General features: G+C 58.3%; 26 protein-coding genes. 16 read left to right on the plus strand and 10 right to left on the minus strand.

Annotated elements, in window-relative coordinates; translation table 11 throughout:
* Window position 1 precedes the first annotated feature (1 nt).
* The 8 genes from hisB to mrdA are packed head-to-tail and all read left to right on the plus strand — an operon-like array spanning window position 2 to window position 5,324.
* Window positions 2–574, plus strand: a complete 573-nt coding sequence (gene hisB, locus WCX72_RS06295; protein ID WP_345971466.1) for an imidazoleglycerol-phosphate dehydratase HisB — start codon at window positions 2–4, stop codon at window positions 572–574.
* Window positions 571–1,068, plus strand: a complete 498-nt coding sequence (locus WCX72_RS06300) for an HAD-IIIA family hydrolase (protein WP_345971467.1) — start codon at window positions 571–573, stop codon at window positions 1,066–1,068. The genes hisB and WCX72_RS06300 overlap by 4 nt, the downstream gene beginning before the upstream one ends.
* Window positions 1,065–1,583, plus strand: coding sequence for a hypothetical protein (locus tag WCX72_RS06305; protein WP_345971468.1), 519 nt, complete (start codon window positions 1,065–1,067; stop codon window positions 1,581–1,583). The genes WCX72_RS06300 and WCX72_RS06305 overlap by 4 nt, the downstream gene beginning before the upstream one ends.
* Window positions 1,580–2,059: a lipopolysaccharide transport periplasmic protein LptA gene (gene lptA / locus WCX72_RS06310; RefSeq protein WP_345971469.1), complete on the plus strand. Its 480-nt coding sequence runs from the start codon at window positions 1,580–1,582 to the stop codon at window positions 2,057–2,059. The genes WCX72_RS06305 and lptA overlap by 4 nt, the downstream gene beginning before the upstream one ends.
* Window positions 2,056–2,679, plus strand: a complete 624-nt coding sequence (gene yihA / locus WCX72_RS06315; protein ID WP_345971471.1) for a ribosome biogenesis GTP-binding protein YihA/YsxC — start codon at window positions 2,056–2,058, stop codon at window positions 2,677–2,679. The genes lptA and yihA overlap by 4 nt, the downstream gene beginning before the upstream one ends.
* Window positions 2,663–3,124: an N-acetyltransferase gene (locus WCX72_RS06320; RefSeq protein ID WP_345971529.1), complete on the plus strand. Its 462-nt coding sequence runs from the start codon at window positions 2,663–2,665 to the stop codon at window positions 3,122–3,124. The genes yihA and WCX72_RS06320 overlap by 17 nt, the downstream gene beginning before the upstream one ends.
* The gene (locus WCX72_RS06325; protein ID WP_345971473.1) at window positions 3,091–3,543 is read left to right on the plus strand and encodes a hypothetical protein; all 453 of its coding nucleotides are present in this window, start codon (window positions 3,091–3,093) and stop codon (window positions 3,541–3,543) included. Before WCX72_RS06320 ends, WCX72_RS06325 begins: the two co-directional genes overlap by 34 nt.
* A complete protein-coding gene (gene mrdA, locus WCX72_RS06330) occupies window positions 3,540–5,324 on the plus strand; it encodes a penicillin-binding protein 2 (RefSeq protein ID WP_345971474.1) in 1,785 nt (594 codons plus the stop codon). The genes WCX72_RS06325 and mrdA overlap by 4 nt, the downstream gene beginning before the upstream one ends.
* A gap of 13 nt (window positions 5,325–5,337) precedes the next feature.
* On the opposite strand, the gene WCX72_RS06335 is transcribed toward mrdA, so the two are convergent.
* Window positions 5,338–6,267, minus strand: coding sequence for a calcium/sodium antiporter (locus WCX72_RS06335; protein ID WP_345971476.1), 930 nt, complete (start codon window positions 6,265–6,267; stop codon window positions 5,338–5,340).
* The gene (ybeY, locus tag WCX72_RS06340; RefSeq protein ID WP_345971478.1) at window positions 6,267–6,689 is read right to left on the minus strand and encodes an rRNA maturation RNase YbeY; all 423 of its coding nucleotides are present in this window, start codon (window positions 6,687–6,689) and stop codon (window positions 6,267–6,269) included. The genes WCX72_RS06335 and ybeY overlap by 1 nt, the downstream gene beginning before the upstream one ends.
* A 75-nt stretch (window positions 6,690–6,764) precedes the next feature.
* On the opposite strand from ybeY, the gene WCX72_RS06345 reads away from it, so the two are divergent.
* The 7 genes from WCX72_RS06345 to WCX72_RS06375 all read left to right on the plus strand — a co-directional run bounded on the left by WCX72_RS06345 (window position 6,765) and on the right by WCX72_RS06375 (window position 13,049).
* Window positions 6,765–7,274, plus strand: a complete 510-nt coding sequence (locus WCX72_RS06345; protein ID WP_345971479.1) for a gluconate 2-dehydrogenase subunit 3 family protein — start codon at window positions 6,765–6,767, stop codon at window positions 7,272–7,274.
* Window positions 7,271–8,977, plus strand: coding sequence for a GMC family oxidoreductase (locus WCX72_RS06350; protein WP_345971480.1), 1,707 nt, complete (start codon window positions 7,271–7,273; stop codon window positions 8,975–8,977). The genes WCX72_RS06345 and WCX72_RS06350 overlap by 4 nt, the downstream gene beginning before the upstream one ends.
* Window positions 8,978–8,988: 11 nt before the next feature.
* A complete protein-coding gene (gene queC, locus WCX72_RS06355) occupies window positions 8,989–9,672 on the plus strand; it encodes a 7-cyano-7-deazaguanine synthase QueC (RefSeq protein WP_255707097.1) in 684 nt (227 codons plus the stop codon).
* Between the two features lie 55 nt (window positions 9,673–9,727).
* Entirely contained in the window at window positions 9,728–10,948 is a 1,221-nt protein-coding gene (locus WCX72_RS06360; protein ID WP_345971481.1) for an EAL domain-containing protein, read from the plus strand.
* The gene (locus WCX72_RS06365) at window positions 10,949–11,446 is read left to right on the plus strand and encodes a DNA-deoxyinosine glycosylase (protein WP_345971483.1); all 498 of its coding nucleotides are present in this window, start codon (window positions 10,949–10,951) and stop codon (window positions 11,444–11,446) included. It abuts the gene before it with no gap.
* Window positions 11,436–12,065, plus strand: a complete 630-nt coding sequence (locus WCX72_RS06370; RefSeq protein WP_231018044.1) for a SprT family zinc-dependent metalloprotease — start codon at window positions 11,436–11,438, stop codon at window positions 12,063–12,065. The genes WCX72_RS06365 and WCX72_RS06370 overlap by 11 nt, the downstream gene beginning before the upstream one ends.
* Window positions 12,066–12,215: 150 nt before the next feature.
* A complete protein-coding gene (locus WCX72_RS06375) occupies window positions 12,216–13,049 on the plus strand; it encodes a bifunctional methionine sulfoxide reductase B/A protein (protein ID WP_231021228.1) in 834 nt (277 codons plus the stop codon).
* Here the strand turns inward: WCX72_RS06375 and WCX72_RS06380 are convergent.
* From WCX72_RS06380 to mobB, 7 genes are all read right to left on the minus strand, one after another.
* Window positions 13,046–14,179 (minus strand): TRAP transporter substrate-binding protein, encoded by a 1,134-nt coding sequence (locus tag WCX72_RS06380; protein WP_231018045.1) that lies wholly within the window; start codon window positions 14,177–14,179, stop codon window positions 13,046–13,048. The two genes, WCX72_RS06375 and WCX72_RS06380, sit on opposite strands and share 4 nt — an antisense overlap.
* Before the next feature lie 174 nt (window positions 14,180–14,353).
* Window positions 14,354–15,514, minus strand: a complete 1,161-nt coding sequence (locus WCX72_RS06385; RefSeq protein ID WP_345971485.1) for a sodium:proton exchanger — start codon at window positions 15,512–15,514, stop codon at window positions 14,354–14,356.
* Between the two features lie 11 nt (window positions 15,515–15,525).
* Window positions 15,526–16,524, minus strand: a complete 999-nt coding sequence (locus WCX72_RS06390) for a hypothetical protein (RefSeq protein ID WP_231018047.1) — start codon at window positions 16,522–16,524, stop codon at window positions 15,526–15,528.
* Window positions 16,521–18,461, minus strand: a complete 1,941-nt coding sequence (gene metG, locus WCX72_RS06395) for a methionine--tRNA ligase (protein WP_231018048.1) — start codon at window positions 18,459–18,461, stop codon at window positions 16,521–16,523. The genes WCX72_RS06390 and metG overlap by 4 nt, the downstream gene beginning before the upstream one ends.
* Window positions 18,462–18,478: 17 nt before the next feature.
* Complete coding sequence (locus WCX72_RS06400; protein WP_231018049.1) at window positions 18,479–18,682, minus strand: hypothetical protein; 204 nt, start codon at window positions 18,680–18,682, stop codon at window positions 18,479–18,481.
* Complete coding sequence (locus WCX72_RS06405) at window positions 18,669–19,523, minus strand: class 1 fructose-bisphosphatase (protein WP_231018050.1); 855 nt, start codon at window positions 19,521–19,523, stop codon at window positions 18,669–18,671. The genes WCX72_RS06400 and WCX72_RS06405 overlap by 14 nt, the downstream gene beginning before the upstream one ends.
* Window positions 19,524–19,525: 2 nt before the next feature.
* Window positions 19,526–20,029, minus strand: a complete 504-nt coding sequence (gene mobB / locus WCX72_RS06410; RefSeq protein WP_231018051.1) for a molybdopterin-guanine dinucleotide biosynthesis protein B — start codon at window positions 20,027–20,029, stop codon at window positions 19,526–19,528.
* A gap of 141 nt (window positions 20,030–20,170) precedes the next feature.
* On the opposite strand from mobB, the gene WCX72_RS06415 reads away from it, so the two are divergent.
* Window positions 20,171–20,644, plus strand: coding sequence for a hypothetical protein (locus WCX72_RS06415; RefSeq protein ID WP_231018052.1), 474 nt, complete (start codon window positions 20,171–20,173; stop codon window positions 20,642–20,644).
* Here the strand turns inward: WCX72_RS06415 and WCX72_RS06420 are convergent.
* Entirely contained in the window at window positions 20,580–22,214 is a 1,635-nt protein-coding gene (locus WCX72_RS06420) for a transglycosylase SLT domain-containing protein (protein WP_345971488.1), read from the minus strand. The two genes, WCX72_RS06415 and WCX72_RS06420, sit on opposite strands and share 65 nt — an antisense overlap.
* Window positions 22,215–22,216 lie beyond the last annotated feature (2 nt).

The raw sequence follows: 22,216 nt of genomic DNA on the forward strand, positions 1-22,216 counted from the left end.
CATGATCGTCAAAGAGCGCAATACCAAAGAGACGCAGATCCGCGTAGAGCTCGAACTCTACGGCGAGGGGAAAAGCAGCATCGAAACCGGTGTCGGTTTTTTCGACCACATGCTCGAAGCTTTCGCCAAACACGCCCTGATTGATCTGAACGTCTCCTGCCAAGGCGACACGCACATTGACGACCACCACAGCGTCGAGGATGTCGGCATCGTGATCGCCATGGCGCTGGCCGAGGCGATCTATCCGATCGAGAAGGTCGAGCGTTTCGGCAACGCCGTCGTCGTCATGGATGAGGCGAGCGTCAGCTGCGACATGGACCTGAGCAACCGTCCCTATCTCTATTACGACGTTCCCGTCAGCGGCAAGGTCGGCAGCTTCGATGCTGAGCTGGCCGAAGAGTTCTTCCGGGCCGTCGTATTCAACGCACGCATCTGCGCGCATATCGTGATGCAGCGCGGCAAAAACCGCCACCACGTCATCGAGGCGGCCTTCAAAGCCTTCGCTGTGGCACTGCGCCGGGCGGTCACCCGCAACGAACGCGTCACCGTCCCGAGCACAAAGGGCGTTTTGTGATCAAACTGATCGTTCTGGACGTGGACGGCTGCCTGACCAACGGCCAGATCATTTACGGCGAAAGCGGTGAAGAGATCAAGGCGTTCAACGTTAAAGACGGCCTGGCGATCAAAAGCTGGATGCGCCTCGGGCACGAAGTGGCCATCATCACCGGTCGCCGTTCGGGCATCGTCAAGCGTCGCGCGGACGAACTGGGGATCCTGCACCTTTACCAGGGGGTCAAGGATAAACGCAAACGTCTGGAGATGCTCTGCAGCGATCTCGGTATCGATGCCGCGACAGAGGTGGCGGCCGTCGGTGACGACCTGAACGACCTGACAATGCTGGAGCTGGCCGCGGTCTCTTTTGCCCCCGCTGACGCGTCTTCATACATCACCGGACGCGTCGACAACGTTCTTTCCCGCCGGGGCGGCGAGGCTGCCGTACGGGAGATGATCGAAGCGCTGATGCGCCGTAACGGCGAGGAAGAGGCCTTTCTCGCACAGTGGCAATGAGCGTCACGTCCTTCTACCTCCTTATCGGGGCGGTGCTGGGGGGAATTTTCCTCTTTTTCAAACCGTTGCAGGTGGATATTGCCTCCCCGGGGGAGCTCGCACAGATCGAGCTGGATCATTTTACGGTCTATGAGGTCGCGTCGACCGGGGTGAAAACGATACTGGCGGGGCAGCATGCATCGCGCTTTCCCGACCGCTACGAGGTGGACGATCTCAACCTCACCGACCGTTCGGAGGGGCACGTTGAGACGATGAAGGCCCGCAAAGGGATCTATAAAGAGCCGCTGATCTCCCTCGAAGGGGATGTGCGCTTCAGACGCGACGACGGGATCACCTTTGAGACCGCGCAGGCCGATTACAACCAGAGTTCCGGGGTCGTGCGCGCGCCGGGCGCTTTCGTGCTCTTGCAGGCCCGGGACCGCGTTGACGGCAAAAACCTTTATTATAACCTCAACAGCGGCGATATCAGTGCGAAAAAGATCGTCGGAATCTATACCATGAAGGAGAAGATGTGAAGTCCGCTTTAGCCCTTATCCTGGCCACGGCAGTGGCCGGGAGCCTCTATGCAGCCGAACAGCTCAGAATCGTTGCCGACGCGTTTACGGCAAATGAAAAAAAGGGACGTTCGGTCTTTGAGGGCCATGTGCACATCAAGATGGGAAGCGACGAACTCAATGCCTCGCGCGTCGAGGTCTATACCGCGGCTGATCGTACGCCGACGAAGTACATCGCCAGCGGCGACGCCTCGTTTTTCCTCAAGGCCGACAACGGTTCCACCTACAGCGGGCGTGCGCAGAAGGTCATTTATCTGCCGCTCAAAGAGCAGTACAGTTTCTACGGAGACGTCCACCTCATGCAGCACGATGAGCACAAGCAGATCGACGGTGAAGAAGTCGTGGTCAATATCCAGGAGGGTACGGCCGCAGCCAAGGGGGCGGAGCGCCAGCCCGTTATCATGATCTTCAATCTCCCCGAGGAGAAAAAGAAGTGATCGAGGTCGTCGAAGCGCATTTCGAGACGAGCGCCGCGAACATCTCCCAGTCACCGGAGAACGACACCGTCAACGAGGTGGCTTTCATGGCCCGCTCCAACGCAGGCAAAAGTTCGCTGCTCAATGCGCTGTGCAATCACAAAAACCTTGCAAAGGTCTCCGCGACGCCGGGCAAAACGCGTCTGATCAACTATTTCGACGCCACGTTCATGGATCGGGAGAACCGCGAAAAATATCCGGCAAAACTGGTCGACCTTCCCGGGTTCGGATACGCAAAGGTTTCCAAGAGCCTCAAGAGCGACTGGGAGAAGAACCTGACCGACTTCATTACCCAACGCGAGCAAATCCGTGTCTTCGTCCATCTCGTCGATGCGCGCCACCCCGATCTTCCCATCGACCGCTCCGTCGCTGAGTACCTTGAACAGATCCGCCGCCCCGGTCAGACTGTTCTGCGCGTCTTTACCAAGGGAGACAAGCTCAACCAGAAAGAGCTTGGGGCACTGTTGCGGGACTATCCCGGTGCACTGGTCGTCTCCAGCAGCAAAAAGCGTGGCATTTCAAAACTGGCGACACGCCTTTACGATCTCCTGACGGAGTATGATGATGGCCATACACTATAGAAAAGCGACCCTGGCCGATATCGAGGCGATGCAGCGCCTCGTCGCGCCCAAGGTCGAAGACGGCACCATTCTCGTGCGCAGCAACGACGAGCTGGCGACCAACATCCGCTCCTACATCCTCGCCTTTGACAACGAGCGCCTGATCGGCTTTACGGCCCTGCATGTGCATTCGCCGGAGCTGGCGGAGATCCGCTCGCTGATTGTCGACGAGCCCTACCGCAACCGCGGGATTGGGGCGGAACTGGTCAAACTGGAACTGGAAGAGGGCAAAAAACTCGGACTCAAACGGATCCTGGCACTTACCTATGCGGCCCGTTTTTTCGAAAAACTCTCCTTTTCCGAGATCCCAAAAGAGAGCCTGCCCGAACATAAGATCTGGGCCGACTGTATCAAATGCAAGCACTTTCCGGTATGCAACGAAATCGCGCTGATCAAAACCCTCTGATCTGGCTTTTTTTCGCGCTGCTCTTCGTGCCCTACGAAGCGCTCTCCATGCACTACCTCTATCTGCCGCCGATGTTTGGCGTCCTTTTTTTCCTCTACATCAGGGCGCTCGACACCCATTCGTCCTTCGCGTTTTTCCTGATCCTGATCCTGCTGGTCATCGCCGAGACCGCCAAAGGGTATCTGCTGCTCAGCACGCTCTTCTTCTATACGGTCAGCTACTTCCTGATCCTGCCGCGGATCAAAAGTATCGTCTCCTGCCATCTCTGCCTCAACGCGATCATCGTGGTGCTCGCCTACGTCGGCTACTGGGCGTTTACAGCCCTTTTTGCGAATATGTTCGCCCTGCCGCTGCCGCAGCTTGATTTCAAGGTCATCTTCTATATGATGATCGAATTTTTTCTGGTGGGGCTGCTGTGAGAACCCGTTTCCTCATCGCCCTGTTCATTTTTATCTGGGTCTCGCTGCTCAGCCGCGTCTACTATCTGAGCGTGCACTCCAACCGTTATTATGAGCAGCTTTCCATGGAGAACACACTCAAAACGGAGCGCATCGCGCCGGTCCGCGGCGAGATACTTGACCGGAATTTCAAGCCTCTCGCCATCAACAAGCTGGGCTTCAAGATCGAGATCATGCCCCATCTGAACACCCAGCGGCGGATCGAGAGTCTTCAGACGACGCTGGAGCGGATCCAGCAGCTGCTGCCGATGCTCGATGCGCAAAAGATGATCAAGATCTACAAGCAGAACGATTCGCACTACAACCACCGCGAGATCGCCGTGGCCGACTTTATCTCATACGAGGACATTCTGCCCGTCTATTCCGAGCTGAACCTGCTTGAAAACGTCAAGATCTCCCCGGCGCCGATGCGCTATTACCCCTACCAGAAGATCGCGGCGCATCTCATCGGCTATACGGCGAAATCCAACCAGCAGGAGATCGAGAAGGACCCCGTGCTCAAACTGACGGGCATCGTCGGGAAATCGGGCCTGGAGAAAGAGTACAACACCTACCTCGAGGGGATTCCGGGGGAGCGCACGGTGCAGATGAACGCGCTCAACGAGGAGATCTCCGTGCTCGAAACCCGCAAGGCGGTGGAGAACCGGAACCTGGTGCTCACCATCGACATGCGGCTGCAGCAGTACATCAGCGAACTGATGCGCGGGAATGCGGGGGCCGTGGTCGTGATGGGCCTTGACGGCGAGATCCTCTCGGCGGGAAGCTACCCCGAATACAACCCCAATACCTTCGTCTCGGGGATCTCGGCAAAGAAATGGAACGCACTGATCAACGACCTCGATATGCCCTTTACGAACAAGATCGTCAACGGGCTCTATCCGCCGGGCTCTACCATCAAACCCTCCATCGGGCTTGTCTATCTCGACAGCGGGATCAGCCAGTGGTGGTACGTCACCTGCAGCGGTACGATGAAGCTGGGGAACCGGAATTTCCGCTGCTGGAAAAGCTGGGGGCACGGCAAGACCGACCTGCACAAGGCGATCCGGGAGAGCTGTGACGACTACTTCTACAAAGGGAGCCTCAAGGTCGGGATTGAAAAGATCAGCGACGGGTTGAAAAACTTCGGCCTGGGCAACAAAACGGGGATAGACCTTCCCAACGAGTTCATTGGCACCATCCCCAACCGGGCGTGGAAACGGGAGCGCTACAACGAGCCGTGGTATATCGGCGAGACGCTCAACACCTCCATCGGGCAGGGGAGTGTGCTCGTCACGCCCCTGCAGATCGCCCAGAACACGGCGCTCCTCGCCGGCGGGAAACTGCCCCGGCCGCGGCTGGCGCGCATGATCGACAATAACCTGACCAAAGCGGTCTACCGGGATGTCCTGACCCCTGCGCAAAAAGCGGACCTTCCCATTATCCGCCGGGCGATGCGCCAGGTCTGCAGCCATCCCAAAGGGACGGCGTCCTCCCAGATCAAAACCACGGTGCCCATCGCGGGCAAGACCGGGACCGCCCAGGTGGTCGGGATCCCGCAGGCGACGAAGAAACGGATCAAAGAGGAGGATATGGCCTACTATACGCGCTCGCACGCCTGGTTGACGACCTACGGGCCCTACAAGCATCCCAAATACGTCGTCACCGCCCTGATTGAACACGGCGGCCACGGGGCCAGCGCCGCCGGCGACATCGTCTCGAAGATCTATGACAAACTGGTGGAGTTCGGGTATATCAAAAAATAGCGGCTGCCGGGGCCTACTGCCCGAGTGCGCTTTTGACGAAGAGGGCAAAGATCATCAGCAGAATGATCCCGCCGGCTTTGCTGTAGAGCTTATTGGCAAGGACCAGCAGCAGGGCGAGTGAAGCGGCCATCATAATGTAGATGTCGGCGAGGTTTGTCCCGTTGATGGGAAGCGGACGGATAATGGCAGCGCCGCCGAGCACCATGGCGAAGTTGGCCACGTTGGAACCGATGATATTGCCGATGCTCAGATCGGCATTACCCTTTTTGAGGGCGACAAGGGAGACGACAAGCTCCGGCAGCGACGTCCCGAAGGCGATCAGCAGCAAGCCGATGACCCATTCGCTGACCCCGAGGCTGCGGGCGATCATGCTGGCGCTTTCGACGACGAAGTGGGCCCCGCCGATGGTCATAACGAAGCCCACGAGGAGCAGCGCGATTGTTTTGCCCCAGGCAAAGGACTCTTTTTCAAGGCTCTCATCGATCTCTTCGGTCAGTTCCGAACCGTCCGTCGAGAAGAGGAAATAAAGGTAGGCAGCCATGAGCATGACAAAGATACTGCCCTCGAAACGGCCGATGACGCCGTCGTAAGCCGTCAGGAAATAGAGAATGACGGGAAAGAGGATCCAGGCGCTGTCGCGGTTGAACAGATCGCGGTTCGGGTTCATCTTTTTCGCCAGGACGAAGACGAGGCCCAGGACGAGGGTGATATTCATCGTCACGCTGCCCACGACGTTTGCCACGGCCATTTCCGGTTTGGCGTACCATGATGCCGTCATGGACGCCGCCATCTCCGGCAGGGAGGTGCCGAATCCGACCAGCGTCGCACCGATGACGAAGTGGGAGATGTTATAGTGCAGGGCAATCCGCTCGGATTCGCGGATAATGAAATCCGCCCCCCAGATCAGCGCCGCCATCGCGGCAATGAAAACAAGATACTCCATTACGCCTCCTCGGTACGGACGATCAGGCTGCTCGGCAGTCCGAGCGCTTTGATGATTTCTTCCTCTTTGCGCCGCATCTCGCCCTCGTCCGTTTCATGGTCGAAGCCCAGCAGGTGCAGGACGCCGTGCAGAAAGAGCAGGGCGCACTCCTCGGCTTCGCTGTGGCCGAAACGCGCCGCGCCGCTGCGCACATGATCGGCGCTGATGACGATGCTGCCGATCGGCGCCATCGGCATCGGATCGTAAGGGAAGCTCAGTACATCGGTCGCTTTGTCGATACCGCGGTGATCGCGGTTGAGTACGCGGATCGTCTCGTCGTCGCAGATGACAAGCTCCATCTCGCCTGCGTCCAGGGCATCAACAATGGCGTCAAGCAGCGTAAAGTCCGGTTGAAAATCCGTCTGGTTGTCAATATCAATCATAGTCGGCATTTTAGCCAATCTGTGCTTTAGCGTGCCGTTACTGAACCGTTTTTGCCGCTATGCTACAATCAATTCATGATAAACCGACGAACCCTCCTGTTCGGGGGCGCGGCGCTCCTGCTGCTGCCTGCCGAAAGCGGCGCGGAATACGCCCGTCCCGTCACCATGCTCAACGAGCCGTATCAGACCATCGCCGCCGTCCAGCGCGACCTCTTTCCCGGCGGGGGCAGTGCCCCTTCGCCCCGGCTGCTCAAGGCGATCGACTATCTCGGCGGCGTCATGCGCGATCCTTACGTCGATGAAGAGGATAAGCGTTTTCTCTCCAACGGCGCGCGCTGGCTGAACCTGCAGGCGCGCGAGGATTTCGGCAAACCTTACTATGTACTTGATTCGGAGCGGCGCCAGCAGGTCCTGCAAAAGGTTTCCGGACTCGCCTGGGGAGACAACTGGCTCTGGAGCATACTCTCCTATCTTTTCGAAGCCCTGCTGAGCGACCCCGTCTACGGAGCGAACACCCACGAGGCAGGGTGGCACTGGCTGCAGTACGAACCCGGATATCCCCGGCCGAAGGCACCGTTAATATGAAACAATATGATATCTGCATCGTCGGCAGCGGCGCGGGGGCTTCTCCCGTCGCCTACGAGCTCAGCCGCGCGGGCTACCGTGTTCTCGTACTGGAGAAGGGCCCCTATCTGACGGAGAAGGATTTTACCAAGGACGAGATCGCCGTCAGCCGCCGCAGCATCTACACCCCCCGGCTCCGGGAGGAGCAGCATGTCGTGGAGACCTATAGCAGTGACGGCAGCATTGATCGCGTGACCGCGGCGGAATCGGGCTGGAACTTCTGGAACGGCTCCATGGTGGGAGGCTCCTCGAATCTGATGAGCGGCTATTTCCACCGGATGAAACCGGTCGATTTCAGGCTCCGATCCGCCTTCGGGCCCGTCGAAGGGGCCAACGTCGTCGACTGGCCCATCTCCTACGACGACATGGAGCCCTATTTTACGAAAGTCGAACAGCTCGTCGGCGTCTCGGGCCGGGTCGTCGAACACCCCTTCCAGGAGCGCCGCTCCACGAAGGACTTCCCCTTCCCGCCGACCTGGGAGCAGCCCATCTCCGGCTGGTTCGATACGGCCTGCGAAACACTCGGCTACCACAGCATCCCCACGCCGAGGGCCGTGCTCCCCTTCGACGCCCTGGGGCGCAGCGGCTGTTCCTACTCCAACTTTTGCGGCAGCTACGGCTGCGCGACGGCCGCCAAGGGCAACGCCCGCGCGGCACTCCTTGAAAAGGCGAAAGCGACGGGGCGGTGCGATATTCTGCCGAACGTGTTTGTCTACAGACTCGATGCAGACCGGCAGCGCGTCACGGCGGCGCACTACTTTGATGCCGACGGCAGATCCCACACCGTCACGGCAGGCACCTTCGTCGTCGCCGCCCAGGCGATCGAAAGCGTACGCCTGCTGTTCAATTCGCGCAACGACTTCCACCCCGACGGCCTGGGAAACGCCAACGGCCAGCTGGGCAAGAACCTTATCTTTTCCGCCGGCGGCAGCGGGCGGGGGAGGTTCGAGTTTGCCCGCCTGAACGAACGGCAGCGCTTTGAGCTGATGACGCGCGGCGCCTTCGTCAACCGCTCGTTGCAGGAGTGGTACGTTTATCATCAAAACGGGCGCGCGCTGAAAGGGGGGACGATCGATTTCCTCTTCGAACATCCCAACCCCGTCAGCCGCGCCCTGCGCGAGCTCTACGACGACGAGGGCAATCTGCTCTGGGGACGGAAACTGCAGGCGCGGCTTGAGCACGCCTTCACGGCGTCGCGCATCTTCGCTTTCGAGGTCTTTAACGACTGGATGCCGACGGACAAATGCTTTGTTTCTGTTGACGAAAGCGTGAAAGACAAGTGGGGAGTACCCGTCGGCAAGATCCGCCTCTACGGCCATCCGCACGATATCGAGGTCGGGAATTACCTGGCCGCAAAAGCGGAGCGTGTCCTGCGGCAGATGAAAGCGGTAGAGATCGAGAGCGACATCTCCTCGGCCCCGCCGCCCAACCTGGTCGCCGGAGGGTGCCGTTTCGGGACTGACCCCGAACACTCCGTCCTCGATCCCGACTGCAGGATGCACGGCATCGCCAATCTCTACGTCTCCGATGCGAGCTTCATGCCGACGGGCGGAAGCGTGCCCTACACCTGGACGATCTACGCCAATGCTTTCCGGGTCGCCGATGCCATCATTGCCGCGCTCAAAGGCCGGGAAACAGGCTATAATAACGTCAAAGATTCATAAGGGGAGCACACGTGGGTAAAAAAGCGGTCTGTATCATGAGCGGCGGAATGGATTCGACACTGGCGGCCTATATGCTCCGCGCTCAGGGGTATGAGATCGTTGCGGTCCATTTCAACTACGACCAGCGCACGCAGCAAAAGGAGCTGGAGAGCTTCCGGGCCATCACGGCGCGCCTCGGTACCGGGCAGACCTACGAGATCGACCTGGACTTCTTCGCCGCCATCGGCGCCTCGGCATTGACGGATAGAAGCATCGACGTTCCCACGGGCGGCATCGAAGCCGGCGTCCCCGTTACCTACGTACCGTTCCGCAACGGCATCTTTTTGAGCATCGCCGCCGCCATTGCCGAAAAAGAGGGAGCTTCCGTCATCGGCATCGGCGTCGTCGAGGAGGACTCGAGCGGCTACCCCGACTGCCGTGAGGCCTACATCGAAGCGATGCAGCGCGCCGTCAATCTCGGCACGAGGGATGAAACGCAGCTCACCATCGCCATGCCGCTGGTGCACCTTAAAAAGGAGCAGATCGTTGCCGAGGCCCTCGCGTACGACGTACCGCTCGAACTGACCTGGAGCTGCTACAGTGACGAAGCGGCGGCCTGCGGCGTCTGCGACAGCTGCCGGCTCCGCCTCAAAGGTTTCGAACTGGCCGGCATACCCGACCCGATTCCCTATCGTGTTAAAAACGGTGTGTCCTAAGCCTGTCGAAAACTGTTATGATATACAATATCAGAAGTTGACACAAAGGAGTCCGATGACAGAGTTTGTACAAGTTGCGCGACAGCCCATCATCGATGCTTCCAATGCTACCTACGGCTACGAACTGCTGCACCGCGAAGGTGAGAACAACGCCGCTAACCCAGCATTGACGCATCGGCTGATGTCTGCGCAAGTAATGCTGAGCGTATTCAACCTGATTGGCAGGGAGCGCGCAGTGGGAGATACCCTTGCATTTTTCAATATCTCCCCCGCCTTTTTGATGACGGATATTATTGAGACCTTCCGTCCCGATCAATGCGTCTTCGAGATTGCGGCGAACGAGCCGCTGCGCCACAATGAAATCGCCAAGCTGAAAATTCTGTACGACAACGGATACCGTTTTGCCCTGGATAACTTCATCGTATCCGCCAACACGATTACCCAGTACGAAAATGTACTGCCCTATATCAGTTATCTCAAGATCGACATTCAAAACAGCGATGTCGAACAAGTTGCCGAATACGCCGGCACGTTGAAGAAAAACCATAAGCTCATTGCCCAGAAGGTCGAAACCATCGACGAGTTCTCCGCATACCAGGGGCTCGGTTTCGACTATTTCCAGGGATACTACATCCAGCATCCGGTACCGGTCAAGCACTACCGCCTCGAACCCAAACAGATCGGGGTCAGTCGCCTTTACAAGATGCTCGACACCGTACCGTTCCACGAATTCGCCAAAGAGTTTGAGCGCCACAACGAGCTCACCATCCAGTTTTTCCAGTATCTCATCTCCACCGGGATCAAGCGCTACGACGCCACGCGTTCCGTCCGCGCCATGATCATGGATATCGGTCCCGATGTCATGCGCCGCTGGTTCATGCTCATCATCTACGCGAAGGGCGGGGCGGACATCAGCGTCGAGAAAGGGCCTTTTTCCCGCTTCTTCGAGGAGCGCATCGACCTGATGAACACCATCGTTTCCAACGTGCACAGCGCCGATCCGGAGCGCCGCAGCGACGAACTCCGCCTGCTGGCGGTTTTCTCGACCCTGATCGACATCTACCAGATCCCCTTCGATACGCTGATGGCGTCGTTCGAGATCACAAAGAACCTCGAAAAGTGGATCGCGGCGCGCAAAGGGCGTTTCAGCCTGCTGTACAAGGCCGTAAACCAGCTGCAGCACAAGCCCCTCGATATCGAGAAGGTCAACCGCGTGCTCAAAGCCTTCAAGACCGATTACGACGAGGTGAGCGTCAAGATGGACCACCGGGTGTAGATGCGCCTGGAGCACCCTTTTGCCCCCGTCGCCGACGACCGATCCCGCGTCCTGGTCCTCGGTTCTTTCCCCAGTATCGCCTCCTTCGAAGCCGATTTCTACTACGCTCACCCGCGCAACCAGTTCTGGCCCATCATGGAGCGGCTTTTTGATGTGACGCTCCCGGACAAAGCCGCCCGTCGCGCTTTTGCGCTGGAGCAGGGGATCGCCCTTTGGGACAGTTACGCCTCTCTGGTGCGCAGCGAGAACAACTCCAGCGACGCCAATCTGAGCGAACTCGTCCCCAACGATATCCCCGCCTTCCTCGCGTCGCATCCCGGGGTTAAACATATTTTCTGTACCGGCAAAAAAGCCTTCGAAGGGTGCAAAAAACATTACCCGGACCTTTCCGTCCCCTGTACGCTGCTTCCCTCGACATCGCCGGCGTACGCTGCTATGCGTTTTGAGGCGAAACTCGAGGCCTATCGGCCGGTCAAGGGGGTGCTCTATGGTGATTGAGTTCGACGGCATCCAGGTCGAGCACCGTGTCAATCCCCGGATGAAGCACGCCTATCTCAGTGTGGAGGCGGACGGCACGGTCGTGCTCAAGTCCAACGGTCGGGGGCAGCGGCACCTGCAGGCGTTCGTCACTTCCAAGCGCGAGTGGATCCTTCGCCAGCAGAACCGCTACGCCGCGCAGCCGACGATGCGGCTGGGGGAGAGCCTACTTTTTCTGGGCGACATCGTACCCCTTACGTCGCTTGACGCCGCGTTTCAGACGCACTCGCCCGAGGCGCTCCGGCGAAGCTGCGACCGCTTCTACCGCGAACGCGCCGAAGCAGTGCTGCGCGAAAAAACCGCCCTGTTCGCCGAACGGATGGGGGTGACGTACGAGGCGATCCGCTTCCGGAAGATGAAACGGCGCTGGGGGAGCTGCTCGAAGACGGGGGTGATCACCTACAACACCCTGCTGCTCCAGCTTGAAGAGGCGATGGTTGATTATACCGTCGTACACGAACTGGCGCACCGCGTCCATTTCAACCACTCCGCCGACTTCCACGCTCTCGTAGCCTCCATCCTTCCCGACGAGAAGGCGCTGCGTCTCCGGATGCGGCACCGCAAAGCCTCCTACTACTGATCAGCGTTTTTGAACTATTAATGCACTCTGCCTATACTCGGGAAAAGAGGAGAGAAGATGAAATACATTCTTTTTTTTATCACCCTGTTTCTGACCCTGGCCGTTGCCGCGGATAGCGCGCCGTACAAACCCGTCGGCACCTGGAAACCGCTGACGCCGCAGGAGGAAGCGGTCATCGTCCATAAAGCCACGGAGCGTCCCTACAGCGGCGAGCTGCTTCACAACAAGGCCAAGGGCACCTATGTCTGCAAACGCTGCGGGGCCAAACTCTACCGCTCCGAGGACAAATTCGATTCGCACTGCGGCTGGCCATCCTTTGACGACGAGATCCCCGGCGCCGTGAAGCGCATTCCCGATCCCGACGGCTACCGTACGGAGATTATCTGCGCCAACTGCGGCGCGCACCTGGGCCATGTCTTCAGCGGTGAGCACCTGACTCAGAAGAACCTCCGCCACTGTGTCAACTCCATCTCCATGGAATTCATCCCCGAAAAAAAAGTCGCCTACTTTGCCGGCGGCTGTTTCTGGGGCGTGGAGTACTACATAGAGAAGATCCCCGGCGTCACATCGGTCGTCTCCGGCTATATGGGTGGCAATATGCCAGACCCTACCTACAGGGACGTCTCCTCCGGGCGTACCGGCTATCTTGAGACAGTTGCTGTCACTTATGACCCTTCAAAAGTCGACTACAAAACGCTTGCCAAAACCTTCTTCGATATCCACGACCCGACGCAAAAGGGCAGGCAAGGGCCCGACATCGGCAGCCAGTACCAGAGTGCGGTTTTCTACAATGACCTGAAAGAGAAAATGATTGCCGAAGCGTTGATAGCGCAGTTGGTCAAAAACGGCTATAACGTCCAAACGGAGCTGCTCGAAGCATCAGCATTCCAGAAAGCCGAAGCGTATCACCAGGACTACTACATGCGTCATCACAAACAGCCTTACTGCCACGGCTTCGTCGACCGCTTCAAAGATAAGGATTAGCGGACGTTGAGGAAGTAGCGCAGGCTGGCGTCGCTGAAGACCTTGCTTTTGGCAAGATAGGAGGAGGCGCTCTCAAAAACCCGTTTGAAGTCGGCGCTCTGGGCGCTCTGTTCGGCGATAACCGCTGTCAGCGCTTTTTTAGCGGCCTCGGTGACGGCGTCGGGGAAGCGCATCAGCTTGACGCCGTTCGCTTCGAGCGAAGCCATCGCCTCGGCGTTCTTCGCCTGGAATTCGAAGGTCATCGTGCTGTTGAGCTCGCTGACAGCACACTCGATGATAGCCTGCTGTTCTCCCGAGAGCCGCTCCCACGTATGTTTGCTGAAGGTCATCTCCAGGATGGAACCCGGTTCGTGCCATCCCGAGTAGTAGTAGGGCGCTACCTTGTAAAAGCCCATCTTCGTGTCGAGGTAGGGGCCGACCCACTCTGTCGCATCGATCACGCCGCGCTCCAGGGAGGTGTAGATCTCCCCGGCGGGCAGCAGGACGGGGTTGACGCCGAGCTTCGACATCACTTCGCCGCCGAGCCCCGGGATGCGCATCTTCAGGCCATTCATATCCTCCAGGGTCTCGATCGGTTTTCGAAACCAGCCGCCCATCTGGATATTGGTATTGCCGCCGGCAAAAGGGTGGAGGTTGTAGCGGCCGTAGAGCTCCCGCCACAGCTCCATGCCGCCGCCGTAGAGAATCCAGCCGTTAAGCTCCTCCGCCGTCATCCCAAACGGGAACCCGCTGAAGAGGGAGAAGGCCGCGTTTTTGCCCTTCCAGTAGTAGGGGCCCGAGTGGAACCCGTCGATCTGGCCGCTGCTGGCCGCATCAAAAACGGCGAGGGCGGGGACGAGGGTGTTTTTCGGGAAGAGCTTGATACTGAGCTGCCCGCCGCTGATCTGCGCGACCCGATCGGCGAAACGGTCGACGCCCGTGCCCATGATGGGAAAGTGCGCCGGCCAGCTCGTCGCGATCTTGAGCTCCGTCTTTTTGCCGCGGTTGATGTTGACGCTTTTGTCTGTCGTATCGTGCTGTTTCGGATGTTTGCTGTAGTCGATCGCCACCCGATTACTGTCGTTGCAGCCCTCGAGCAGCACCGCCGACGATGTCGCCGCCGCAGCAGTCAGAAAAGTACGTCTATCCATCTATAATCTCCTATATAATTCCCATTTCTTTTCCAAAAACCGGCCAGTACTTTCTACGCTGCCGCCGATGTAGCGTAGCGGAATTTCGCAGCGCAGCGAGGACAAAGCAGCAGTGTGCTTTAGTGCCATAGCCGCCAGCGTAGGCAAAGGGGCTTTTGCTCCTTTAACGTTCTGTCAATAAAACGCCGCGATAATGGCATAGCAGATAAAGAAAAAGAGGTGCGACGTCCCTTCAAAATAGTTGGTATAGCCATCATCCGTCGTTTTCCATGCCAGCACGATGGTGAGAATGAGCGCCCCGACCTGCAGGGTGTTGAAGTCCAGGGTCAGGGGATGCGCCGTCGTATAGGAGAGCGCCAACAGCGCCGGTACGGTGAGCATGATCGACACCGTCGAGGCCCCCATCGCAATATTGATAACCCGCTGGATCTGGTCGTTTCGTGCCGCCGTGATCGCCGTCATGATCTCCGGTGCAACGGAGATGATTGCGATGATGAGGCCCGCCAGGCCGACGGGGAAGTCATACTTTTGCACCAGGGACATCCCCTCATCAGCGAAGATCTCCGCGACGAGACCGATCAGCGCGATCAGGGCGAAGATGATCATAAAGTTGCTGACCGTGGCGAGACGTTCAAAGGCATCGGGCTGCTCCTCCGTCTCCTCTTCACCCTCGGAGAGGCGCCGCTTGTAACGGAAGATGCGGCTGCGTGCCGTCGCCTTGAAGAAGTGCGAGTGGGTCTTCGTCTGGAAAATGAAAATGACAATGTAAAAACAAAAAAGGACGAAGCCGATGATGTTGCTGGCGAGGATCAGGTCACGGTGCGACTCGGAGGTAAAGTGCATGATGCTCGGCACAAGCAGTGCGGAAGTGGCGACGAGCAGGATTGTCGTATAGGTACTGGAGGTATCCTCGTTGTGCTCCTGCTCCTTGAATGCAAGCCCGCCGATAAAGACGGCCAGTCCCAGCAGCACGTTCATGTCGACGATGACGGCGGAGATGATACCCCCTTTGACCGTATCAAGCGCACGCGGGTCGTTGTGCGAACTCATAAGAACCATATAGAGCAGGATGATCTCGACGATGACGGCGCTGAAGGTGAGAACGAAGGAGCCATAGGGCTCTTCAAGCCGTTCGGCAAGCACTTCGGCCACTTCGGCGACGGTCATGGAGAGCAGGGCGATGGAAACGGCGGAGAGCGTCGTAGCGAGATAAGCGTTATGGTAGTAGTGGAAAACGAATGCGATCACGCCGAGTACGATACCGTAGACGGCGACTTTATTTTGAGAGAGTCCTTCTTTTAGCGTCAGGGGACTCGATGAGGGGTCTGCGTTCAACGCAATTGCTCCTAGAAGAGGGTTGGTGTTTCGGCCTTGTAATGCACGGTATCAAGAAGTCGTCTGTCCTGACCGCCGATCAATGCAAAATGGTATGGAACCGTTTTTAATAGCTGCATTATATCTTCTTGGTTCTCATATAGCAAGAATGCGTCGTGGTGCTCGGATGTTTCGGCGGAGCTTTTGGGCATCAGGTAGATGATCTTCGCCCATTTGGCTTCGCTGCGGATAAAATCCATCTCCTGCAGGAGCAAAGAGAGGTCCGGTTCGAAGATCAGGACCTTGCCCCCCTGGCCGAACGTCTTGGGACGCAGGTCGTCACCCACAAAGACGGGCACGAAGTGGGAGCTCCCCTGCATGCCGCCGACGGTGAACGTCAGCCCGTGTGACTTGGCGAATTGGTAGAGATGGCCGAGGTAGGGGAGGAAAAAAGGGGAAAGCTGCATGCGCTCGTAATAGACGTCATCAAGCACAAACGATGTTTCAAAAAGGGTCTGCTCCGCAATGTCGATGGGAACGTTACCCGTTTTCGGAAGGGGCAGTACCTGCACGAAGAGGTCCTCGCAGCGTTTGTACTCCGGGACGAAGACCCAGCTTGCTTCGGGCAGCTCCCACAGGTCGTAAAAGTTCGACCGGATGGTTCCCTGCCAGACGAAGCAGCGCGGATCTTTAAGCATCTGGGCCGCGACGGCCAGGGTCACCTGGTCGCAGCCGTAGACGTGCAGCGATTTCTCCAGCATGCGGAAACGCAGCAGGCGCAACAGCGTAAACTCGACCGAATCGACTTTCAGCCAGGCGATCTCCGGGTCGGTGACCGTGCATGCCTCTTCATAGAGCACGGCATAGGCACCGTTGGCCACGGCCTGGGGAATATCCGCCTTGTCAAAGGCGATGAAGAGGTCCCCCCGTCTCACTTTGTGTGCTTCGAGGACAACGGCGTCGACAAGCGTCACGGCCGGATCGGACATCATCTCCGCCCCGGTCAATGAGAGGAGGTTCTGCAGCCTCATCCGACGGAACTGCCTGCCTTTCTCGGCGCTTCGGGACGCATCAGCGAGAGCCCCTCGTCATCTTTGGCCGCCAGCAGCATCCCCTCGGAGACCATGCCCATCAGCTTGGCCGGTTTCAGGTTCGCGACGACGCAGACCTGGGTGCCGACGAGGCTCTGTGCTTCGTAATATTCGCGGATGCCGGCGACGACCTGGCGCGGCTTCTCCTCGCCGACGTCAACCTGCAGCTTGAGCAGCTTCTTGCTCTTGGGTACCTCTTCGGCTTCGACGATGGTGCCGATCTTGAGCTGAGTCTGGAAGAACTGGTCGATGGTGATCAGGTTGTCGGCCTCGACCGGTTCCGCCGCTTTCGCTTTTTTCGGCGCCTCTTCTTCTTTCGCGTTGGGCTGGGCCGCCGGGGCCTGGTCCATCAGCGGGGCCTCGATGCGCGGGAAGAGGGGTGGGACCTTCTTGATCGTAAAGGTCGGCAGCAGTTTACCGCCCTTGACCAAATCGTTATACGCGTTGGTGTCGATAGCAAAACCGAGCGCGTCCGCGATCGTCGACGTCGTTTTCGGCATGAAAGGGTGCAGCAGGACAGAGGCCTTGGCGAGAATGTTGGCCACGAGTGCCACCAATGCCAGCGCCTCTTCCTTTTTCCCCTCTTTCATCTTGACCCACGGTGCATGCGCTTCGATCGCCTTGTTCCCGATCGTAAAGAGTTTCCAAAGCTCTTCGAGGAAACGGTGTGTCTGAACTTCGTCTAGGAAGCGCTCGACGCTGCCGAGCACGGCATTGACCTCTTCCATCTCTGCTTTGTGGTAGGTCATGACATCGCTGCTGTCGATGACGAAATCGGAATACTTTCCGCTCATCCCGATAATGCGGTTGAGCAGGTTCCCCAGGTCGTTGCTGAGATCGGAGTTGATCCGGTCGATCAGGGCGCGCTGGGAGAAATCGCCGTCCTGCCCGAAGGGGACTTCGCGCATCATGAAGTAGCGCAGGTTCTCCAGGCCGTAGACGTCGGCGACCTCTTTGGGGCTGACGACGTTGCCCTTGGACTTGCTCATCTTCTCGCCGTCGCGGGTCCACCAGCCGTGGGCACCGATATGCTTCGGCAGCGGCAGGTCCAGGCTCATCAGGAACGCCGGCCAGTAGATGGCGTGGAAGCGAAGGATATCCTTGCCCACCAGTTGCATCTGTGCCGGCCAGAAGTCCATTTTCGCCTCGTCGCGGCCGTAGCCGAGCGCCGTGATATAGTTGAGCAGGGCATCGAGCCAGACGTACATAACATGCTTGCTGTCCCCGACAGATTCGGGCAGCGGCACGCCCCAGGTGAAGCTCGTACGGGTCACGGAGAGGTCATTCAGACCGCCCTTGACGAAGTTGATGACCTCGTTGCGGCGGGATTTCGGCAGGATAAAATCCTGGTGCGCTTCGTAATAATCAAGCAGTTTCTGCTCATACGCCGAGAGCTTGAAGAAGTAGCTCTCCTCCTTGACGATGCTTGTCGAGCGGCCGCAGTCCGGGCAGAACTCGCCGTCGATGAGCTGGGTTTCGGGGAAGAAGGTCTCGCAGCTAACGCAGTAGTGCCCCTCGTAGTTCCCCTTGTAGATGTCCCCCTTGGCGTACATCTTCTCGAATGCCTTCTGGACACCGGTCATATGGTCCTTGTCCGTCGTACGGATGAACTGGTCGTAACTGATGCCGAATTCGTCCCAGAGGTTGCGGAAGCTGGCGCTGATCTCGTCGGCGAACTGCTGGGTCGGTTTCTCGAACTTTTTCGCCGATTCCTCGATCTTCTGCCCGTGTTCGTCGGTCCCGGTGAGGAAGTAGACATCCTCGCCGATCAAACGGTGGTAGCGGGCCAGCGCATCCGCGATGAAGGTCGTATACGCGTGGCCGATATGCGCCTCGCCGTTGACGTAGTAGATTGGGGTGGTGACGTAATAGCTCATACTCTCTAATATCCTTGTTAAAATTCGAATCCGCCGGTCTCGCCCTTGGACATGCTGTCGTAAACAGCGGCGACGTAGCTTTTGCGCACGTCGCATCCCAGGCAATGCTCGCAGGCGCTGCAGCTCTTGACGCCGTGTTCGGCCTGGCAGGCCTGCAATTTCTCGATCATGACATCGAGCTGCAGTTCGAAACGGTCTTTTTCCGGGTCACTCTGCGCCATAGGCCGCTTTCACCTTGCCGATTTCATAGGTGGAGCCGAAGAAGCAGGGCGTCGTCTCATGCGGGTCGCTGCACGGCAGCTCCAGGAGGCGGTTGCCCTTTTCATCCACCGCCGCGCCGCCGGCCATCTCGTAGACGAAGGCGAAGGGGAAAACCTCGAAGAGCTTGCGCAGCTTGCCGTCGGGTTTGTCTGTCGTACCCGGGTAGCTGAAGAGTCCGCCCCCTTTGAGCAGGATCTGGTGCAGGTCCGGGACCATGCCACCGGAGTAGCGCAGGCGGTACCCCTCCGCAAAGAGGCCGTCGATGAGCTGTTTGTGGTGTACAGGCCAGTGCTGCTGGGTGCCGCCCGGGGCGTTGAGCTTGCCCTTTTCGCCGATCTTGATCTGCTCGAGCTCTTTGAAACGGCCGTGGCGCCACGTGTAGTGGCGGACGTTGTTCTTGTAGGCCGTCACCATCTCGGTACGCGGGCCGTAGACGACGTAGACGGAAGCGATCATCTTCTGCGCGCTCCATTCGCCGTCGTAGATGCCGAAAATGGAGCCGACGCTCAGGTCGACGTCGATCAGGCTGGAACCGTCGAGGGGGTCGTAGGCGATGCAGAGCTGCCCGCCTTCGTGCAGGATCTCCTCCTCCTCTTTCTCCTCGCTGGCGATCGCCTTGACGAGGGGAATGCGGGAGAACTCCTCGGCGATGATCAAGTCGCTCTGGATGTCGAGCTTGAGCTGAACGTCGCCGGACTGGTTGGAGTGGGCCGAATAGTCGGTATCTTCGTTGGTGATCGCTTCGTGAATACGGTGCGCGGCGCGTTCGATGGCTTCAAAGACGGGGGCGAGGGTCTGCATGGTTATATCTCCTTGGCATGGGTGAGGATCCACTCGACGACGGCGTCGGGGTCGTTGAGGTCGAGGACGGCGACCTTGTCGGGAAGGTCGTAATCGTCAAGTGTGACGCTCTCGTCGACGGCGAGGGCGTTCATATAGGGAAAATAGGCTTCGTCGATGCGGTCGCGAAAGATGCTGATCCGCGGCAGCGGCAGGGTTTTGAGTCCTTCGACGAGCAGGATGTCAAAATGGCCGAAGAGCGCGATCAGTTCGTCCAGCTCGTGGTGGCGGTGGGAGAAGAGGGTGGTTCGGCTGGGCGATGTGACGATCACCTCGGCACCGGTATCGGTGAACTTGTAGCTGTCCTTGCCGGGAATGTCGAAACGCGCCTTGTCCTTGGGGTCGTTCTTGATAATGGCAACCTCTTTGCCGTGTTCGTGCATCAGGCGGGCGGCCACTTTGACGATCAGTGTCGTTTTTCCGCTGTTCGAAGGGCCGGTAAAAGCGACGGCAAGACGTTTCTTCATGGTAACTGCATCCCCGGGGACTCTCCCTTAAAATATGGGGGATTATAGTCCACAATGGTTGAAAATCTCTTAAGATGGGCGCAAATGGGCTGCGGAGCGACATTCCGCTATAATGCTGCAAACCATGCTTTCCGGAGTCCCATGCGCTTTTGGCCCATATTGTTGATCACCGCCGTGCTCTTTTCCGCGTGCAGCAAAGAGAGCGCCTTCACCCACTTTACAAAACTCGACAGCCGGCACGAACGGGCGGTCGCGAACCTCAAACGCGTCACCCTGACCGACGAGGCCAACCGTACGACCGCCCTGATCAGCATCCTGCATCTCAACCCCGTCGATCCGCAACTCTACGGCGAGCGCCCCTCCTTCTTTGTCGCCCTTTTCGACCGCGGCGGGCGGACCCTGGAGGAGTATAACGTCACCCTCAACGGCAAAGCCCCCGTCGGGATGGCACCGCTTGATGACAACTGCTCCCTACGGGGGTTGATGCCGCTGAACAACCCGTGGAACCGCTACTACCAGCTCCTCTTCCGACCGACGAAGGAGGCGAACCTTACTTTGTTTTTCGGAACCGGTCCGTCTTTGAAGGGTGAAGTAACGTTTCACACAGATCAATAAGCGAGACCGGCTCGCCCAGGATCTTCTTGTAGACCACGTAGTTGGTCAAGACCTTCTTCCCGTACTCCCGCGTCTCCGTCGTCCGCATCAGCTCCATGCTTAAGAAAGGCTCGTAGGGGCCGGCATTGAACTTGTCGTCAAGCAGGTAGCGTTTGGTGAACCCGATGCCGCCGTTATAGGCGTAGGCGATGAAGAGGGGGTGATAAACGCGGTACTGCAGCCACGCGATATGGGGCTTGGCGTAGAGCAGATTGATATGCGGATCGAACATGTCAAAAAGGGTATCGCGCCCGCAATCCACCTTGCCGTCCATCGCACGACACAGAAAGGGCATCATCTGCATCAGCCCCAGGGCATAGGAGTGCGACAGGGCCGCCGGGATAAACCGGCTCTCCTGGCGCATCAGCGCGTAGATGATCGCCTTGGTATCCGTATCGACGTCGTTTAGCTCTGCGTCGTAGGGCATGACATACCCCTGCAGGCGGTAGCGGGAAGCCTTTTCGATAATGAAGGACTGGAGCGGCACGAGGTTTTTCGCATCGTAGCGTTTGGCCAGGGCGTAGAGCTCGTCTTTCGGTGTCCGGTTGATCGTATCAAGCAGATCGTTCCAGACGAAGGGGTCGGAGAGGTTCAGATCCGAAACGGTGTCGGATGTCTGCAGCTGCGAGTAGTAGTTTTCCGGGAAAATGCCCGTTTTCTCCATCGCGTAGAGGGAGTAGAAGTTGATGTCCCAGCTCTGCGCCAGCAGTTTCCACATCAGGTCGTTCTTCTCCGAAGCCAGGGCCTGCCAGAAGAGCGCCTTGTCCTTGTCGCTCTGGTAGTAGGCCTTGTCGCCGGAGAGCTGGAAGAGTTCGATCGCCCGGGATTTTTTGCCGCGCTGCAGCTGGTTCAGTCCCAGGTAAAAGAGCCCGCGCGGGTCAAGGCTTTCAACGGCATCAACCTTGGTCAGTGCCCAGCCGAACTTCGAGAGTTTGTCGTCATTGATCGTACTCATGACCGCGGAGGTAAAGCCCGGTGCCTTCGCCAGCAGTTGCATGTAGTCGTAATCGGGGATGAAATTAAACTGCTTCCGTCGGGAATTGCCGTAGCTGCCGTTGAAAACGCGCAGAAACAAGGCGGGCGGGTAGCGCTTGTAGTGCTGCTGGAGGTCAGGATCATTCAGCACTTCCGCTGCGGCTTTGAGGGAGGCATCGCCCACAAGCCCGACAACGCGGTCGCGCGCCTTTTGATGCATCGCAGAGAGTTTCCCGACGGAGACCGCCAGTTTCGCACAGCCGGCATCCTCGCTCTTGATCAGGTCATTGACCCCCATTTTCATGCACTTGACGGTATAGGCGACCTCGGGGCGGGAGCTCTTCTCGGCATAGGCGAAAAACATCCGTCTGCCGACGTTGCGGATCAGATAGAACGCCTCGTCGGCCTGCGCGGAGCTGATGTTCTGATCGAAATACTGCCAGATCATGAAATTGCGGGCATTGGAAGGGGGCTTGGAGCGGATCTGCTCCAGGGTGATGTCGGCGCTTAGCAGCGTACCGATCAGCAGTGTTGCGAGGGCGGCCCGCAGACGCATTG

The sequence above is a fragment of the Thiomicrolovo immobilis genome (assembly GCF_039645955.1).
Lineage (GTDB): Bacteria > Campylobacterota > Campylobacteria > Campylobacterales > Sulfurimonadaceae > Thiomicrolovo > Thiomicrolovo diazotrophicus.

Excerpts from the sequence above, each read along its gene's own strand:
- WCX72_RS06360 (WP_345971481.1), top strand. The coding sequence starts at position 9,728 with ATGACAGAGTTTGTACAAGTTGCGCGACAGCCCATCATCGATGCTTCC.
- WCX72_RS06380 (WP_231018045.1), bottom strand. The coding sequence starts at position 14,179 with ATGGATAGACGTACTTTTCTGACTGCTGCGGCGGCGACATCGTCGGCG.
- WCX72_RS06335 (WP_345971476.1), bottom strand. The coding sequence starts at position 6,267 with ATGGAGTATCTTGTTTTCATTGCCGCGATGGCGGCGCTGATCTGGGGG.
- WCX72_RS06390 (WP_231018047.1), bottom strand. The coding sequence starts at position 16,524 with ATGAGGCTGCAGAACCTCCTCTCATTGACCGGGGCGGAGATGATGTCC.
- metG (WP_231018048.1), bottom strand. The coding sequence starts at position 18,461 with ATGAGCTATTACGTCACCACCCCAATCTACTACGTCAACGGCGAGGCG.
- ybeY (WP_345971478.1), bottom strand. The coding sequence starts at position 6,689 with ATGATTGATATTGACAACCAGACGGATTTTCAACCGGACTTTACGCTG.
- hisB (WP_345971466.1), top strand. The coding sequence starts at position 2 with ATGATCGTCAAAGAGCGCAATACCAAAGAGACGCAGATCCGCGTAGAG.
- WCX72_RS06415 (WP_231018052.1), top strand. The coding sequence starts at position 20,171 with ATGCGCTTTTGGCCCATATTGTTGATCACCGCCGTGCTCTTTTCCGCG.
- WCX72_RS06365 (WP_345971483.1), top strand. The coding sequence starts at position 10,949 with ATGCGCCTGGAGCACCCTTTTGCCCCCGTCGCCGACGACCGATCCCGC.
- WCX72_RS06420 (WP_345971488.1), bottom strand. The coding sequence starts at position 22,214 with ATGCGTCTGCGGGCCGCCCTCGCAACACTGCTGATCGGTACGCTGCTA.
- WCX72_RS06400 (WP_231018049.1), bottom strand. The coding sequence starts at position 18,682 with ATGGCGCAGAGTGACCCGGAAAAAGACCGTTTCGAACTGCAGCTCGAT.
- mobB (WP_231018051.1), bottom strand. The coding sequence starts at position 20,029 with ATGAAGAAACGTCTTGCCGTCGCTTTTACCGGCCCTTCGAACAGCGGA.
- WCX72_RS06320 (WP_345971529.1), top strand. The coding sequence starts at position 2,663 with ATGGCCATACACTATAGAAAAGCGACCCTGGCCGATATCGAGGCGATG.
- WCX72_RS06370 (WP_231018044.1), top strand. The coding sequence starts at position 11,436 with ATGGTGATTGAGTTCGACGGCATCCAGGTCGAGCACCGTGTCAATCCC.
- WCX72_RS06325 (WP_345971473.1), top strand. The coding sequence starts at position 3,091 with ATGCAACGAAATCGCGCTGATCAAAACCCTCTGATCTGGCTTTTTTTC.
- WCX72_RS06350 (WP_345971480.1), top strand. The coding sequence starts at position 7,271 with ATGAAACAATATGATATCTGCATCGTCGGCAGCGGCGCGGGGGCTTCT.
- WCX72_RS06345 (WP_345971479.1), top strand. The coding sequence starts at position 6,765 with ATGATAAACCGACGAACCCTCCTGTTCGGGGGCGCGGCGCTCCTGCTG.
- WCX72_RS06305 (WP_345971468.1), top strand. The coding sequence starts at position 1,065 with ATGAGCGTCACGTCCTTCTACCTCCTTATCGGGGCGGTGCTGGGGGGA.
- WCX72_RS06405 (WP_231018050.1), bottom strand. The coding sequence starts at position 19,523 with ATGCAGACCCTCGCCCCCGTCTTTGAAGCCATCGAACGCGCCGCGCAC.